Origin of the sequence: Prevotella melaninogenica ATCC 25845, assembly GCF_000144405.1 — a bacterium.
In the GTDB taxonomy this organism is placed as follows: Bacteria; Bacteroidota; Bacteroidia; order Bacteroidales; family Bacteroidaceae; genus Prevotella; species Prevotella melaninogenica.
On record NC_014370.1, the window covers coordinates 29745 to 46185 of the forward strand.

The 16441-nt window shown below is 42.9% G+C and carries 11 protein-coding genes; 3 read left to right on the forward strand and 8 right to left on the reverse strand.

Annotation, left to right across the window (positions count from 1 at the left end; all coding sequences use genetic code 11):
- Positions 1 to 37 precede the first annotated feature (37 nt).
- The 8 genes from HMPREF0659_RS00105 to HMPREF0659_RS00140 form a co-directional block, all read right to left on the reverse strand.
- Positions 38 to 679 (reverse strand): NAD(P)H-binding protein, encoded by a 642-nt coding sequence (locus HMPREF0659_RS00105; protein ID WP_013265023.1) that lies wholly within the window; start codon positions 677 to 679, stop codon positions 38 to 40.
- A gap of 240 nt (positions 680 to 919) precedes the next feature.
- Positions 920 to 1978 carry a sensor histidine kinase gene (locus tag HMPREF0659_RS00110; RefSeq protein WP_013264633.1) on the reverse strand — a complete coding sequence of 353 codons (1059 nt, stop codon included), beginning with the start codon at positions 1976 to 1978 and terminating at the stop codon, positions 920 to 922.
- Positions 1979 to 2439: 461 nt separating this feature from the next.
- Positions 2440 to 4368 carry a 4-hydroxy-3-methylbut-2-en-1-yl diphosphate synthase gene (locus tag HMPREF0659_RS00115; protein ID WP_013264915.1) on the reverse strand — a complete coding sequence of 643 codons (1929 nt, stop codon included), beginning with the start codon at positions 4366 to 4368 and terminating at the stop codon, positions 2440 to 2442.
- Between the two features lie 167 nt (positions 4369 to 4535).
- Complete coding sequence (purE, locus tag HMPREF0659_RS00120; protein WP_013264725.1) at positions 4536 to 5042, reverse strand: 5-(carboxyamino)imidazole ribonucleotide mutase; 507 nt, start codon at positions 5040 to 5042, stop codon at positions 4536 to 4538.
- 128 nt (positions 5043 to 5170) lie between these two features.
- Positions 5171 to 5788 (reverse strand): hypothetical protein, encoded by a 618-nt coding sequence (locus HMPREF0659_RS00125; protein ID WP_004358931.1) that lies wholly within the window; start codon positions 5786 to 5788, stop codon positions 5171 to 5173.
- A gap of 40 nt (positions 5789 to 5828) precedes the next feature.
- On the reverse strand, positions 5829 to 7343 hold the full coding sequence (rpoN, locus tag HMPREF0659_RS00130; RefSeq protein ID WP_013264971.1) for an RNA polymerase factor sigma-54: 1515 nt from the start codon (positions 7341 to 7343) through the stop codon (positions 5829 to 5831).
- A 46-nt stretch (positions 7344 to 7389) separates the two neighbouring features.
- Entirely contained in the window at positions 7390 to 8040 is a 651-nt protein-coding gene (locus HMPREF0659_RS00135) for a hypothetical protein (protein WP_013264010.1), read from the reverse strand.
- 725 nt (positions 8041 to 8765) lie between these two features.
- Positions 8766 to 10943 carry an outer membrane beta-barrel family protein gene (locus HMPREF0659_RS00140; protein WP_226893179.1) on the reverse strand — a complete coding sequence of 726 codons (2178 nt, stop codon included), beginning with the start codon at positions 10941 to 10943 and terminating at the stop codon, positions 8766 to 8768.
- 592 nt (positions 10944 to 11535) lie between these two features.
- On the opposite strand from HMPREF0659_RS00140, the gene HMPREF0659_RS00145 reads away from it, so the two are divergent.
- From HMPREF0659_RS00145 to HMPREF0659_RS00155, 3 genes are all read left to right on the forward strand, one after another.
- Positions 11536 to 14442: a leucine--tRNA ligase gene (locus HMPREF0659_RS00145; protein WP_013264213.1), complete on the forward strand. Its 2907-nt coding sequence runs from the start codon at positions 11536 to 11538 to the stop codon at positions 14440 to 14442.
- A gap of 156 nt (positions 14443 to 14598) precedes the next feature.
- Positions 14599 to 15585, forward strand: a complete 987-nt coding sequence (locus HMPREF0659_RS00150) for a YitT family protein (protein ID WP_013264043.1) — start codon at positions 14599 to 14601, stop codon at positions 15583 to 15585.
- Positions 15586 to 15752: 167 nt separating this feature from the next.
- Positions 15753 to 16337, forward strand: a complete 585-nt coding sequence (locus HMPREF0659_RS00155) for a non-canonical purine NTP diphosphatase (protein WP_013264990.1) — start codon at positions 15753 to 15755, stop codon at positions 16335 to 16337.
- Positions 16338 to 16441: the final 104 nt, after the last annotated feature.

A 16441-nucleotide genomic window follows, 5' to 3' on the forward strand; every position in this document is an offset into this window, starting at 1 on the left:
TTTTATCGCAAGCAGATGGGATAATCTATCCCTTTGTTTATCTTTCTCCAATCTTGAAAATATCCTTTGGCTCAAATACTCCTGACTTCTTTGTTTTCGCAAGTTCAACCATACAATGCGCAACGACTTCTGTTTTCATAGGTCGTTGGCTCTGTAAGAGTCCTATTTTATTGAAGAAGTGCAGTATAGAAACAGACAGTTTCTCAGAGCTTCTTGTAGTATTCTTACGAATTAAAGCAGGTGGACGAAGGATGGAGATATGTTGGAAAGGAAGCTGTTTGATAGCTTCTTCTAATTCACCTTTCATCTTTGTATAGAAGAAATGTGAGTTAGCATTAGCCATAGCAGCCGACACCAAGATAAAAGAAGGTACTCCCTGCTCTGCTGCTATCTTAGCGAAATTGTATTGATAGGTATAGTCTATCTTGTATTGATTCTCCTTTGAGCCAGCCGCTTTGCGCGTTGTACCCATGCAAGAGAATACAACATCGCCCTGAACGGAGAGTCTCCACTCATCCGACTGGTCGAAGTCTACGATATGTGTTGTTACCTTTTCGTTATTTATGCCTGGGTCTCTTCTGACGAAGATAGCTATCTGTTCGATAGTATCATCATTGATAAGCTCTTGGACAAGGTCTTTACCTATTGCACCAGTAGCTCCTAATATTATTGCTCTCATTGAGGGGATTGGGTGTTGGGTGTTTAATGTTGGGTGATGGGTGGTGAATGTTGGGTGGTTATGATATGTGGGGATGGGATGATGGGTGTTGAATGTTGGGTGTTAATGATATGTGGGGATGGGGTGATGGGTGTTGAATGTTGGGTGTTAATGATATGTGGGGATGGGGTGATGGGTGTTGAATGTTGGGTGTTAATGATATGTGGGAATGGGGTGTTGGAGGTGAAACATACATTATTATTATGGCTTAATAATAATCTTGAGGTGGTAAACCTCTGGTGTTATACGCTGTTCGATGTGATACCTATCAGGGTAAATCAGCTCTAAACGGCGGTACATATTCTCTAATCCTATACCCTTTCCACTCTTGTCGGTGTCGTTTTTTGGATAGTTACTGTTCTCACAGAGAAAGACAATCTTACCATTATCTTCTGTGATGGATATGTGGATAAACGATGGTTTATTGGCACTTATACCATGCTTAAAGGCATTCTCAACAGGTGTTAGGAATACCAATGGCGCAATGAGTAGTTGTGTGTTATGGATGATGAATTGGCTCTTTATCTCTACATTACTACCCGACCGTAGTGTCATCAGATTGATATAGTTCTTGATAAAGGCTATCTCACCATTCAGACTCACCTCCTTAGGCTGTGTCTCATAGAGTGCGTAGCGTAGGAGTTCAGACAGTTGACCGATTGCCTTTTGGGCATTATTCGGACTTGTCTGGGTGAGTGAGGCTATGTTATTGAGCGTATTGAAGAGGAAGTGTGGGTTTAGCTGGTTCTTAAGCCATGCCAATTCGGCTTCCGTCATCTTTTGTTTCTCCTCTCTTAGTTGCCTTCTGAGCGTACTATGGCGGATATAATAACGCACGAAGATTGCCGCAACGACCATTGCATAGTTGAGAATCATCCACATCACACCAAACTGATAGAACCCTATTCGTATAGGTGCGTTCGGTAAATCGGCATTATAAATGCTGAAAATATGGTGATTCCAAAGGACGATAAACAGCAGATTGATTACCCAGAATGCCCAGTGCTTTATCTTATTCTTTGCTTCAAAGAGATAAGGAACCAGCACATAGAAGTTCGCCATGAAGACAATCAGTAACAAGAAAAGTACGAAGGCATTGACACACATGGACTCCTTGGCGGCATTGACATCGTGCTCAAGCAGCATAATGACCAATGACCAGATAGATACAAGGAGCGCATAAATGCCTACCTGTGCGCCAAGAACGGACAGGTTATAGCGACTCAGGCAATACTTCTTTATATCCTCCAATACCTTCATGCTGCAAAGATAGTCTTTTAAAAGGAAAGAAGCAAGCAGAATCTATACTACATTTTTACTTTTTCTTGTTTTAACACAGAAATGTAATTATCGGTAAATCAGTGCTTTATAAGGGTAGATTGTCTCGCTTGTTAGGCAAATAAGTCTAATTGGTACATTCTTTCAAGGTGATTAATCGCCTTTTTATGCCTAATTACCCAAACTCTATTTGCTATTTACCCCTAATCATTAAGCCCCAAATCTATCCTCTCCTCTTATCAAAAGTATGATTTATTGTAGGGGAGTTAGCCCTCCGCACCATTGGTGCTCACGGTCCGCACGAATGGTGCTAAGCATGAACACCACGCGTGCGGAGTATTAAGAGCACAGTAGGAAACGACAAAGAAGAGGCGTTCCTGCCGTTGAGATGATAACGAAAGACACCGATGTTGAATTACATCTATTGAGTCCTAATCGCCGATTTAAGCCTTATTCTGATCTGCCTTGATTAAGGCAAGCAATCGCTCGACCGCTTCCTCCTCTGGGATATTGTGCTCAACGCATACCTGTTTGCGGTATAGGCTCACCTTCTTAGGACCTGCACCCACGTATCCATAGTCTGCATCAGCCATCTCACCGGGACCATTCACGATACAGCCCATGATACCTACCTTCAGTCCTTTCATTCCCTTGGTAGCTTCTTTGATGCGGGCAATCGTCGTACGAAGGTCGTAGAGCGTACGTCCACAGCCCGGGCAAGAGATGTATTCAGTCTTCACCATGCGCAATCTACCTGCTTGAAGAATACCGAAAGCCGTTTGCTCAACATCCTCTTGTGAGAGGTTGCCATTGTTCATCAGCCAAATACCATCGGTAAGTCCGTCCATCATGAGTGCACCCATATCTGCTGCAGCCTCCAATTGGAACTTCTCTTTAGCCGTAGTTGTCTCAGCCTGTTGGCTGTTACTGCTCTCTTCCTTCTCTTCGGTAGTTGAATGCTGATACATCTGGGCGAAGATGATAGGGTTCTTTACCCCTGCTATCATCAGTTGATGCGCCAATGCACGCTGGTCGCCAAGGCGGTTCTGATGGCTTGTCATACATACCACAACCACCTCTGGATGTGCTTTCAGACAAGCAAGGAACTCCTCTGAAGGTGTACCGAACTTCAAGACGAGGAACTTAACATCACTGTTTATCGCACTGATGAAAGGCATTCCCGTCACAGGGAAGATAGGATAGACGTTCTCTAAGGACTGCTTACCACTGTTGGCAAGATTCATATAGGCGTCATAATCAAGGATATACTTCTGTTTCTTTGCCCTTTTTTCAGGTAATTCACCCTGTACATAGATATAATCGGGCTTTGGTAGCTCTGGTGATGACACCTCGGCAGTTGCTTGATCAGCCTTTCGAGTGGCAATAACAACAGGAACATTCTCGCCACCGATATTGCCTGCAGCCACTGTCTCACGTCGGTTAGGATGGAGATAATCAAAGCCATCATACTGTTCAGCAGGGATGAGATGATGTTTCTCGTGTCGACGGATATACCATGTAAGGTGTTTAGCCACCGGAATCTCGCACTCTGGCTCTTCACTCAGTGATACACGGATCGTGTCACCGATACCATCAGCGAGTAAGGCACCAATACCTACGGCACTCTTAATACGTCCGTCTTCACCTTCACCAGCCTCGGTAACACCAAGGTGGAGCGGATAGTGCATACCTTCCTTGTCCATCTCAGCCACAAGAAGGCGTACGGAACGAACCATAACAACCGTGTTTGAGGATTTGATAGAGATGACAATGTCATGGAAGTCATACTTACGGAAGATGCGGAGGAACTCCATACAGCTCTCTACAATACCTTCTGGTGTATCGCCATAACGGTTACGAATACGGTCAGAGAGGCTACCATGGTTGACACCAATACGTACAGCGGTATGGTTCTCCTTACATATATTGATGAAAGGAATCAGTCTGTCCTCAATCTTCTGTAGCTCTTGCGCATATTCCTCATCGGTATACTCCAGCTTTTTGAACGTACGAGCAGGGTCGACATAGTTACCCGGATTGATACGAACCTTCTCTGCATAGAGTGCAGCAACGTCTGCTACATTCGCATTAAAGTGAACATCCGCACAGAGCGGAGCCATATAATTGTCTGCACGTAGTTGTGCATTGATATTCTTTAAGTTCTCTGCTTCGCGCTTTCCCTGCGTTGTGAGGCGTACAAGTTCTCCTCCTGCATCAATGATACGCTTAGCTTGTGCAACACTTCCTTCGGTATCATCCGTAGAAGTCGTTGTCATTGATTGTACGCGTACAGGGTTCTCTCCACCAATGTTGAGTGCACCAACATGCGTGACAGAGGTTTTCCTTCTTTCAAAGTTGAATAAATCTATCATGTTCTATTTGGATAATGGGGTACCTCCCCAAGCCCTTTTGGGATGATGAACAACCTCCCTACGCCCCTCTGAGAGAGGGGTTATAGTAAGAGGTAATAAGTGGTAACGACCTTTACCCTAATTGTTTCCCATTGTTACTCCACCTTTTTGAGGGGTTAGGGATGGTCTTAGCACTTAAACTTATAATCCTTTAGCTCAGCTAACTCCTTGTTAGCCTTCTCTATTTTCTGACCTAATGAAGCCTTCCAGTTGTCAATCTTCTTTGCAATAGCCTCATCACCGAGTGCTATCATCTCAGCTGCAAGGATGGCAGCATTCTGTGCTCCATTAACGCCAACAGTAGCAACTGGAATGCCAGGAGGCATCTGAACGATAGAAAGTAAGGCATCAAGACCATCGAGCATACCCTTAATTGGCACGCCAATGACTGGAAGTGGTGTTGAAGCAGCGATAACACCGGGTAGAGCAGCAGCCATACCAGCCGCAGCAATGATAACTTTTACTCCACGACCTTTTGCTTCTTTGGCAAAAGTCTCTACTGCGTCAGGTGTACGATGAGCTGAGAGTGCATTCACTTCAAAAGGAATCTCTTGCTCTTCCAACCACTTACAAGCTTTTTCCATTACGGGTAAATCGCTTGTTGAACCCATGATAATACTAACTAATGGCTTCATATTCTTTATGTATTAAGTTTATTTTCTTTGTTTGTTTTATGTGTATTTATTCTTAAGACAGATGTAATTTCCTGTCAGTTTATTCTTTATTCTTTGGCAATCAGTGGACTTTTCTACTGCTATTGATTCTATACAACGATGATTGTAATGAATGAACAGATGATTCCTAAGAAGAAACCCGATGCCACTTGCTCCAATGAATGTTGCCTGAGAATCATTCTACTGCTACCTACAAAGCCCGAAACGATGAGCGTAAGACAAAGCCACCACATCGGATTGAAGTTGAATAGCAGTGAAAAGGCTATCAAAGAGCCTGTCACACCACCTATAGCTGCCGTATGTGTTGATATCTTCCACCATACGTTGATGATAGCACATAGAATCTGAATGATCAATGCTACCATAAGTATAGACGTCAGCATGTGAGGCAGGTGTAGGATGTTCATGATATAAAAGCACGTGAAGTAGCAAAGAATAGAAATCACGTAAGGAACCATTCTTCGCTCTCGTTGCCCTAACTGAATCAATGTCCAGCCGTGGTATTGGCGGTAAAGGTGGATGAGTAAGGTAGGGATAAGTACTGTAAAAGCGTAAACCAAAAAGACATACGACAGCTTTGCCTGCCATGGGAACATACTAAGATAGCTAAAAGTAAAGATAGCTAATATGCCCACAACGGGTAAATAGAATGGTGTGAGAACCATACTCACAACCCTTGCTGTTAATATAATGTTCTTTTCGTTCATACTTTAACACCTAACACCTAACATCCAACACCTAATTACATCACTCCTTCCTCAGTCTTGCCACAGGCAAACCGAGTTGTTCGCGGTACTTGGCAACAGTGCGACGGGCTATTGGGAAGCCCTTTTCTTTCATCACTTTAGCAAGCGCATCATCGCTGAGAGGCTTGCGTTTGTCCTCTTTGTCGATTACTTCTTTGAGTGCCAACTTGATTTTACGAGTAGACATTTCCTCGCCATCTTCCGTTGTATAGCTATCAGTGAAGAAGAAACGCAGAGGGAAAGTACCCCAACGTGTCTGTGCATACTTGATGTTGCTCACACGTGATATGGTAGAGATGTCTAATCCTGTACGGTCGGCAATGTCTTTAAGAATCATTGGTTTGAGGTCAGCCTCATCTCCGTCTTGGAAGAATTTCCGCTGAATATCGATGATAGCCTTCATCGTCACCTGCAGCGTATGACGTCTTTGCTTTACCGCTTCGATAAATCCTTGTGCCTTTTCCACCTTCTCTTTGGCATAAAGCAACGCCTCCTTCTCCTGTCGATTCATATTAGCTTTGTTGTTTCGATAGGTCTCCATCATATCGTTGAAGGTCTGCGAAACGTGCAACTCTGGTAGATTGCCGTGGTTTAAGCTGAAAGTAACCGTACCATCATCCTCTGTGTCAATGATAAAGTCAGGTGTTATCTGTTGCAGGTTACGTCCTTGTGTCTCACCCATTGACGACCCCGGCTTCGGATTCAACTTACGAATCTCACGCTGAAGTGCCTCTACTTGAAGGTCAGACAGCGACAATGCGCTTTGAATCTTATCCCAATGCTTCTTTTTGAAAGCGTCGAAATGATGCGAAAGGATATTGTAGATGTATTTATACAGATGACTATCTTTCTCCCACTCACCGTTCTCAACCTTACGATCTATCTGCAACAAGAGACATTCTTGCAAGTCTCTTGCACCGATACCAGCTGGGTCAAAGTCCTGCAGAATCTTCAGTACCTCCTCTAATTCCTTAGTTGACGCGTCAATCCCATAGTAGATAGCTAACTCATCGCTGATACTATCGAGGTCTTTTCGTAAGAGTCCGTCATCATCAAGACTACCGATAAGATACTCCAAGATACTCTTCTGCCTTTCAGTAAGCTCTCTTTCTCCCACCTGCTCATTGAGTTTATCAATGAAGGAAGTTGTGTCTCCATACACAATCTCCTCATATTCAGCATTATTTCGTTGCTGTCTTGAATCGTATGTAGGAAGATCATCATCCGAACGCATACGCTCCAATGCCGAGTCGAGCGCATCTTGTCGTTCTTCTCGTTCCTGAAGTGTGTCGAAATCATCGTCTTCTGAATGCTCTACAGTATCGTTGTCGTCAATGCTATCAGTCTCCTCCCCTCCTGCTTCTAAGGCAGGATTATCATCGAGTTCAGCATTAACACTTTCCTCTAATTCTGTCAGTGGCATCTCCAACAACTTTACTTGCAGCATCTGCTGTTGTGAGAGACGCTGCACTTGTTGCTGTTTCTGGGTCTGAATCTGTACTTGTTCCTGTGCCATTGTTTACCTGAATTGTGCTACAAAAGTACTAAAAAAACAAGTATAATCAAGTGAAATATTCCTTTAATTGTGCTGCTAAGGCAGAAAGTTTCTCTGGGTTATCATTTCCATAACGGTTCCATACCTCCTGACAGGGCATTAATAAGGGCGATATCAGAAGGTCGTCACGGTTCAGATAGGGGTCGCAGAGTTGGAACACATCCATTACCTCTACAATCATTTGTGGTTTTATCTTCATCAGTTTAGCAAGGTCTATCACCTCAGGTGTCTCCGCTGCCATTGTAATAGGAGTAAGACGGAAATAGAGATCGAGAATCATAATAAGCATAAAAGGCTTCAGCTCTGTAGCCCCCCCTTCCACTGGTAGGAAGTCATGTTCAAAGGTTTCGCGCACCTTCACACCATCATAGAACTTCTTAGGTTGCCCAAACCCCTTCATCGAACGCAGTTTCTTTACGTCTTTGTTGAGCTTTCTTGTGTTCTCTCCATACGTCTCCCAAATCAGATTAATGATGGGCATATCACGATGTCGCAACTTAAAAAGCTGTTCATAGAGGTTCTTTGGTGGTATGTGTAGTTCCAAACTGAGGTCTACCAACGCACGTGAATACATCGGTTTCATTCCCTCTGGCTTTTTAAGATAAAGCTGTAGGAGTAGTAGCCAGTAGTCGTCAGACCATAAAGGATGTGTTGCCATAAGCGTAAAATATCCACTCTTGCTCCTCTCTTTCGAGTAGAGAAGGAGGAGAAATACTTGTCTAAAGGGTATCTATATTTGTCTTTCGCAAAGATACTCCTTTTTTATTATAATGGCAAAAGATAGTGGCAGAAAGTTAATGAGTTAACGGATTGACGAGTTGACAAGTGATGACTATCTGTCTTCTACAATAGATGTATTCCCTATTAGCCTAATTAGCCTAATTAGGCTAATAAGCCCAATAGGGCTAATAGCCTGTTACTTTGTCATAATTTTTCACATCATAATTTTGAATACATGCTCTTTTAGCTTCTAAAAGACGCCCTTTTGGCTTGCAAAAGGTGCCCTTTAAGACCCTTACTAACGCCCTTTTAAAGTCCAATTAAGCACCTTTTATTTTGCCATTTGGTAACTAATTGATTCTCTGTTGATTGCAAACCTGCTTCTTATATGTGTTTTTACCGTTAGTTATAGATGTTTTCTTTGAAATTATGTAATGATTTTTCAAACTTTTATCTACATATTTTCGAAGTCTAAAAAGAAATGATTTTCAATGTCAGAGGATGATAAGAGGACAGAAAGTTGACTGTCTTAGCCATGGTTTTTATTTAATGAGTAACTTCGATTCTTCCGTTAAAGCAATAGGAAAAGTATCCACACATTTAACGGAAGAACCTAAAATAGGTGCGTTAAGTTGCTGTGTATGCAGTCCTAACGACCTGTTTCTACTTCTTTTCTCCACCCACTAAGTCATCATTTTTAATGCTTCGTACAGCCTTCTTGACACTTGCCTTTAACTTACCAAAGCTCCATGAAAATCCGATGTTAAAGTATCGAGGGTACATAACAGAGCGTTCATAACCAGTATAATCACCTTGAACAATACGAGAGATAGTTTCTCTATTTTTGCTGAAAGGAGAATTAGCTGATAAAGATACTGTCAGCTTGTCTTTAAGAAAGCGACGAGTCAGTGAAAAATTATAGTAGAACCAACGTCCTTTAATGGCATACGGATTGTAAATCCTATTACCATATTCACCTCCAATACTGGTTGTCAATGTTAATTCCCAAGGTATTTCCTGCACCCAATTAAAGTAGATACCACCACCGCAGCCGCTGTTCTTGGTAGAAGGTGTGGGCAAGGTGATTCGGGCATATCGCATGGAAGCGTTGAGTATAAACGATGTTCCAGTGAAAGGAGTCCATTCTGTGTAGGATGAAATACCAAATATTTTACTTTTCAAAATGTTCTGAAAGGTAGAAACATCTTTACGATTTTGTTCATACAAGATACGACCTATACCATTGTTGGTAAATGAATAATAGGGACTTAATTGCAAAGTAAGTTTTGAAGTAACCAACATATACACAAGTTGTAGCTTTTGATTGCGACTGCTTCCTAAGTTTGCATTACCGAAAGAGACTGCTGTTGGTGTGCTAATGATGGCTGGATTGAGATAGCCGATGCCGGGTCTGTTGATGCTGGTATTATAGCTAAACTTCAGTGTTTGACTATCACTAATCTTGTATTGTAGGCTTGCTGATGGTACCCAGTCATTGAGATTAGTATGGTAATCAGGGTTACTACCATCGGGATAGGACGCTTTCATGCGAGTAAACTCATATCTCAAACCTGCGCGAGCAGCCCATTTACCAGCGGTGAAGATATATGAGAGGTAGGCAGCAGCCACTTGTGCGTTATGCTTGAACTTACTTTCCATGTCAGGGGTAGTCCCTTGATAGTCCATTAATGACGTACTATTGTTGTAACGAAGGATATATTTCGTTCCACTTTCTATCTTATGGTGTTTTCCAAAGGGGCGTACATAGTCAATTTGGAAAGTATGTTCTGTGAAGCGTTCACGGGTGTTCTGGTCGTAACTTGTATAGTTGACAGGGAAGTTAACCATGTTGTTATACATCTGACGGAAGATGGTGTGTGGTCGTGTAACTGCCAACATATAAGAAAGCGTTAGGATTTCTCCATCTAAATGAGTCTTATGTTGATAATCCAAACGTCCTCCAATATTAAGATGAGAATAGCCCGGAGTAGTCATATTGTTGTCGAATTTGTAAATCAACTGATTGTTCTTATCCCATCGTTCATTTGTGTTTTGTGCGTTGGCATCGGCTTTATAGCCAAGAAAATTGGTCGATGCGGTCAGCAAGTTGAGTGAGTCAATCTCGTAACTGGCACTGATATCACCGAAATGTATTGTTGCTGCAGTGCTGTTAGTCCCATATTCACGTTTTTGTTCGCCTGTCTTTACGTAGTTGTAAACCTCCTCTCTATTGTTCTCTGTTTGTTTTCTGCTTTGGTTCATGTAGTTATAATTGATGGTTGTCGTGAGCTTTCCCACCTTTGTTGTTAGATAAGTACCAAGCCTTGTAGAGCCGTGAGTGTCGACATCAGAGTTTACATTGCCTGATATTCCTTGTAGTTTAGTATTGCTCATCATGACGATGTTGAGGATAGCCGTAGTCCCTTCAGCATCATACTTGGCACCGGGATCAGTGATAACCTCAATCCTTTTGATCGTAGAAGCAGGTATTGCCTTGAGAATATCCTTAAGGTTCTGCCCTGAAAGACTTGGGTCAGGATGTCCGTTCCTATACACCTTAAAACTTGTAGAGCCTTGAACTCTGATGTTTTCTTGTCCGTCAACGGTGACAAGGGGTATTTTCTTGAGTATTTCTAAGGTCGTCTTCGTCTGTGCAGTCTTGTCATGCTGCACGTCATACGTTAGCTTGTCAATATCATTCTTGATAAGCTGGCGCCTTTGTGCTACGACGACTTCCTCCAACTTCTGTGTCTTTGTTGAGTCTGTTTTAGTTGTGTTCTGGGCTGATAGGGCTGTTGCAGAGATGCAAGCAGTGAGTAATAGTATTAATTTATTCCACATATTCAAAGCATTAAGTTTATAGTTATCAATATGATGCAAATATATGTTTTTTCTTAATAAGTTGCAATTTATTTCAAAAGTATTTTTGCATTCTTGTCCTTATGTCCCATATTTTAATCCTTTTTAGTGCTTTTTTCTTTATTAATATGCAAGAAAATTACAATGCAGAAATGCTCATAGTGTTCGGTTAGAAAGCAGATTGTTAAACGGAATGAATCCTCTTTTAATGTATTGATTAATAGGGTTTTGATAATACTTTTTCTTTATCTGTATGTCAATAAAGCCTTACCAATGGTTTAATTTAACAGCAATCTCCCCTAATCCAGCCCTTAACTACTGGCGTATCGAGGCTTAACACAAGTGGTGTTGAGGCTCCGCACCAATGGTGCGAACGCTTCGCACGTGTGGTGCGGAAGAGTGAAAGGCATGCAATATGCAGTTAAGATAAGAGCAGTTTATTGTTATAAAGGACTTATTCTGCCCTAAGTAAACAAGGAATATTATATTTTTTCGTTCTATAATTCCCAACGAAACGAAGTGTTTTACGGAAACTTTTTGTAAATTTGCACATTAGTTATAATAGAAAATAAGAATGGAATACAACTTCATTGACATTGAGAAGAAATGGCAACAGAAGTGGGTTGAGAATAAGACCTACAAAGTTGTTGAGGACGAGAACAAGCAGAAGTTCTATGTACTTAATATGTTCCCTTATCCATCAGGAGCCGGATTGCACGTTGGACACCCATTGGGTTATATTGCAAGTGACATCTATGCACGCTATAAGCGACTGAAGGGTTTCAACGTGTTGAACCCTATGGGATATGATGCTTACGGACTTCCTGCTGAGCAGTATGCCATTCAGACGGGTCAGCATCCACAGCTGACAACCGATACAAACATTGCTCGTTATCGTGAGCAGTTGGATAAGATAGGTTTCAGTTTCGACTGGGACCGTGAGGTACGCACCTGTGACCCACGTTATTATCACTGGACACAGTGGGCTTTCGAGCGTATGTTCGAGTCTTATTATGACTATACACTGCAGAAGGCAATGCCTATCAAGGACCTTGTTCGCCACTTTGAGGAAGAAGGAACACTGAATCTTAATGTCGCACAGGGCGAGGAACTGATTTTCTCGGCACGTGACTGGTCGAGCATGGACGAGCAGGAACAGCAGGAGAAGCTCATGAACTATCGTATTGCTTACCTCGGTGAGACGATGGTAAACTGGTGTCCGGGACTCGGAACAGTGCTTGCTAATGACGAGGTTGTCAATGGTGTGAGCGAGCGTGGAGGCTATCCTGTCGTACAGAAGTTGATGAAGCAGTGGTGTCTTCGTGTGTCAGCTTATTCACAGCGATTGCTTGATGGATTGGAGACAGTTAACTGGTCTGACTCTATCAAGGAGACACAGAAGAACTGGATTGGCCGTTCTGAGGGTACAGAAGTTGAATTCAAGTACCAGACTCCAGTAGCAGATGGAGGTCAGAAAGAGGGTCATTTCACTATCTTTACCACGCGTGCTGATACGATGTTCGGTGTTAGCTTCATGGTATTGGCACCAGAGTCAGAACTCGTTGCAGAACTTACTTCAGAGGCTCAGAAGGCTGAGGTAGAGGAGTATTTGGCGTATGTAAAGAAGCGCACAGAGCTGGAACGCATGTCTGACCGCAAGGTGACAGGTGTCTTTTCAGGCTCATACGGTATCAATCCATTCACTGGTGAACAGATTCCTATTTGGATTTCAGAGTATGTTTTGGCTGGATATGGAACAGGAGCGATTATGGCTGTGCCTGCTCATGACAGTCGTGACTATGCCTTTGCAAAGCATTTCAACCTCCCAATCATCCCATTGATAGAGGGTGCTGACGTCTCTGAAGAGAGCTTTGATGCAAAGGAAGGAATCGTAACCAACTCTCCTGCTGCAGGAAAAGAGAGCATGGACGGTTTCTCTCTCAATGGTCTTACGGTGAAGGAGGCTATTGCCAAGACCAAGCAGTTTGTTACTGAGAAGGGTATCGGTCGTGTGAAGGTGAACTATCGTCTGCGTGATGCTATCTTCTCACGCCAGCGTTACTGGGGTGAACCATTCCCAGTCTATTACAAGCAGGGAATGCCTTACATGATACCAGAGGAGTGTTTACCTCTCGAATTGCCTGAAATTGACAAGTATGAACCAACAGAAAGCGGCGAACCACCATTGGGTCGTGCAAAGGTTTGGGCTTGGAACGAGGCTGAGCGTAAGGTTGTAGAGAAGGCATTGGTTGACGATAAGACTGTATTCCCATTGGAGTTGAATACGATGCCGGGCTTTGCTGGTAGCTCAGCATACTATCTTCGCTATATGGACCCACACAATGACGAAGCATTAGTGGGCAAAAAGGCAGACGAGTATTGGCAGAATGTAGACCTTTATGTTGGTGGTACCGAACATGCAACAGGTCACTTGATTTACAGTCGTTTCTGGAATAAGTTCCTCTTTGACTGTGGTTGCAGCTGTAAGGAGGAGCCTTTCGAGAAGTTGGTGAACCAAGGAATGATCCAAGGACGCTCTAACTTCGTTTATCGTATCAACTCTGACGACCACTCAAAGGCACCAGTATTTGTCAGCTTAGGCCAGAAAGACAAGTATGAAACAACTCCTATCCATGTTGATGTGAATATTGTTCACGCTGATGTATTGGATGTTGAGGCTTTCAAGGCATGGCGTCCAGAGTATAACAATGCTGAATTCATCTTCGAAGATGGCACATCATCATCAGATTTCATCAACACCCAACACCCAACACCCGCCACCTATAAATGCGGTTGGGCGGTAGAGAAGATGTCTAAGTCAATGTTCAACGTTGTCAATCCAGATGTGATTGTTGAGCAGTATGGCGCAGACACACTCCGTCTTTACGAAATGTTCCTCGGTCCTGTAGAGGCAAGTAAGCCTTGGGATACGAACGGTATCGATGGTTGTTTCCGTTTCTTGAAGAAGTTCTGGAAGCTTTATCAGCAGGAACTCAACGATGATGAGCCTTCAAAGGATTCATTGAAGAGCGTTCATAAGCTTATCAAGAAGGTGACAGGAGATATTGAGCAGTTCTCTTACAACACAGCTGTTTCTGCGTTTATGATTTGCGTCAACGAACTCGGACAGCAGAAGTGTGCTAACCGTGAACTATTGAAGAAGATGGTTATCGTCATTGCTCCATTCGCACCTCACATGGCAGAAGAACTGTGGGAGCAGTTGGGTGGTGAGACAAAGAGTGTCTTCGATGCTGAATGGCCAGCATGGGACGAGTCTTATCTCGTAGAGAATGAGGTTCAGCTGACTGTATCTTTCAATGGTAAGGCACGTTTCCAGATGACTTTCCCAGCTGATGCAACGAAGGAAGATATTGAGAAGAAGGCTTTAGAAGACGAACGAAGCCAGCACTATATCGACGGTAAGACAATCGTAAAGATCATCGTTGTGCCGAAGAAGATTATCAATATCGTTTGCAAATAACTATTCAATAAACCATAGAAGAGGCTGTATGGAAACAGGGTTGCAGGTTTGTTTCTCTAACAGCGGTAATCGCCAACGGAAATGAAGTCCGTATGTTAGTATCCACTACAGTCGTGTTTTGATACAGCCTCTTCGTCTTAACCATTCTATGAGCCTATGACCATTGATCAACAACTCATCCGATCCGAAGCCAAAGATTACTTTTTCTTGACCATTGGCTTAATTATTTACGCTGCTGCCTTTACAGTTTTTCTAATGCCTTATGAGATTGTAACGGGTGGAGTGACGGGTATGTCTGCCGTAATCTACTATGCTACGGGTTTTAAGATTCAGAATACTTACATGATTATCAACATCTCTTTGTTGATAGTTGCTCTGAAGATATTGGGCTTTAAGTTCCTGATGAAGACCATTTATGCTATCTTTGCCCTTTATTTCCTATTGATTTTTGCACAGGACTTGATGCCGAAAGATGCCACAGGGCACTTTGTCAAGATGCTTGGTGAGGGACAGGCTTTTATGTCATTGATAATAGGTTGTAGTCTTACGGGTACGGGATTGGCAATCGTCTTCCTAAATAATGGAAGTACGGGTGGTACGGATATCATTGCTGCCTGTGTCAATAAGTATCATGATATCTCGTTAGGACAGGTCTTAATGGGCGTTGACATCTTGATTGTGGGTAGCTGTTTATTCTTCCCTCAGTTTGGTGATGTCATGGAACGCTTGCATAAGATGGTCTTTGGTTACTGTACGATGTTCATCGAGTGTTTTATGTTAGACCACGTGATGAATATGAGGCGCGAGTCAGTACAGTTCATGATCTTCTCTTGGAAACATGAGGAAATAGCCAAAGCAATTGTTGAGGAGACCGAGCATGCGCTGACTATCCTTGACGGACATGGTTGGTACACTGGCAATGATATGAAGGTTATCTGCTTGTTGGCAAAGCGTAACGAGAGTAAAACTATCTTCCGTATCATCAAGATGGTTGACCCAACCGCCTTTGTAAGCCAGAGTTCGGTTATCGGTGTCTATGGTGAAGGATTCGATCAGATAAAGATTAAGGCTAAAAAGGAAATGAAAAAGCAGGAAAAGAAGTTGGCTGAAGCCATGAAAAAGCCTGCGAATGAAAAGAAATAAATAAGCAGAAGGGCTGTGTTCCACATACTATACCACAGGGACACATGACTCGTGTGTCCAATGGTTGTAATCTTTTGCGAGCACATGAGTGGTGGGTCCCTGTTGTGTTGACAAGGGGCTTGATGTGATAACATAGTTTTTTCATAGTAAGGAAAGGATTTACGAAGATGAAAATAGTATTTGCAACGAATAATAAACACAAGCTCGAGGAGATTAAGGACATCCTTGGAAAGGACTTTGAAATCGTCTCCTTGGCTGAAATAGGCTGTCATGAGGATATCCCTGAGACTGGAGCTACACTGGAGGAGAATGCACGTCAGAAGTCTTCTTACGTCGTTGAACACTATGGTCAGAACTGTTTTGCTGACGACACAGGACTTGAAGTGGAGGCGCTCGGTGGTGAACCCGGTGTACATTCAGCTCGTTATGCAGAGGGAACCGACCACGATAGCGAGGCAAATATGCGTAAGCTGTTGGCAAACTTAGAAGGGAAGGACAATCGTAAAGCCTGTTTTCGCACTATTATCTCGCTTATCATTGATGGTGTAGAACACCAGTTTGAGGGTAAGGTAAAGGGTAGAATCGCTACTGAGAAGCATGGTAAGGAGGGCTTCGGGTACGACCCTATCTTCATTCCAGAGGGTTATGACAAGAGCTTTGCAGAGTTGGGTGAGGAGATAAAGAACCAGATTTCTCATCGTGCAAGGGCTGTAAAGAAGTTGGCGGAATACTTAGGAAGGCTGAAAGGGTAAAAGAATAAAAAGGCTAAAGAGGCTTTTTAAGAAGGAAAGAGCTAACAACGTAAAACCATAAAAGCCCCCTTTTAGACTTCGATAAATACCCTTTTCCGAATTAT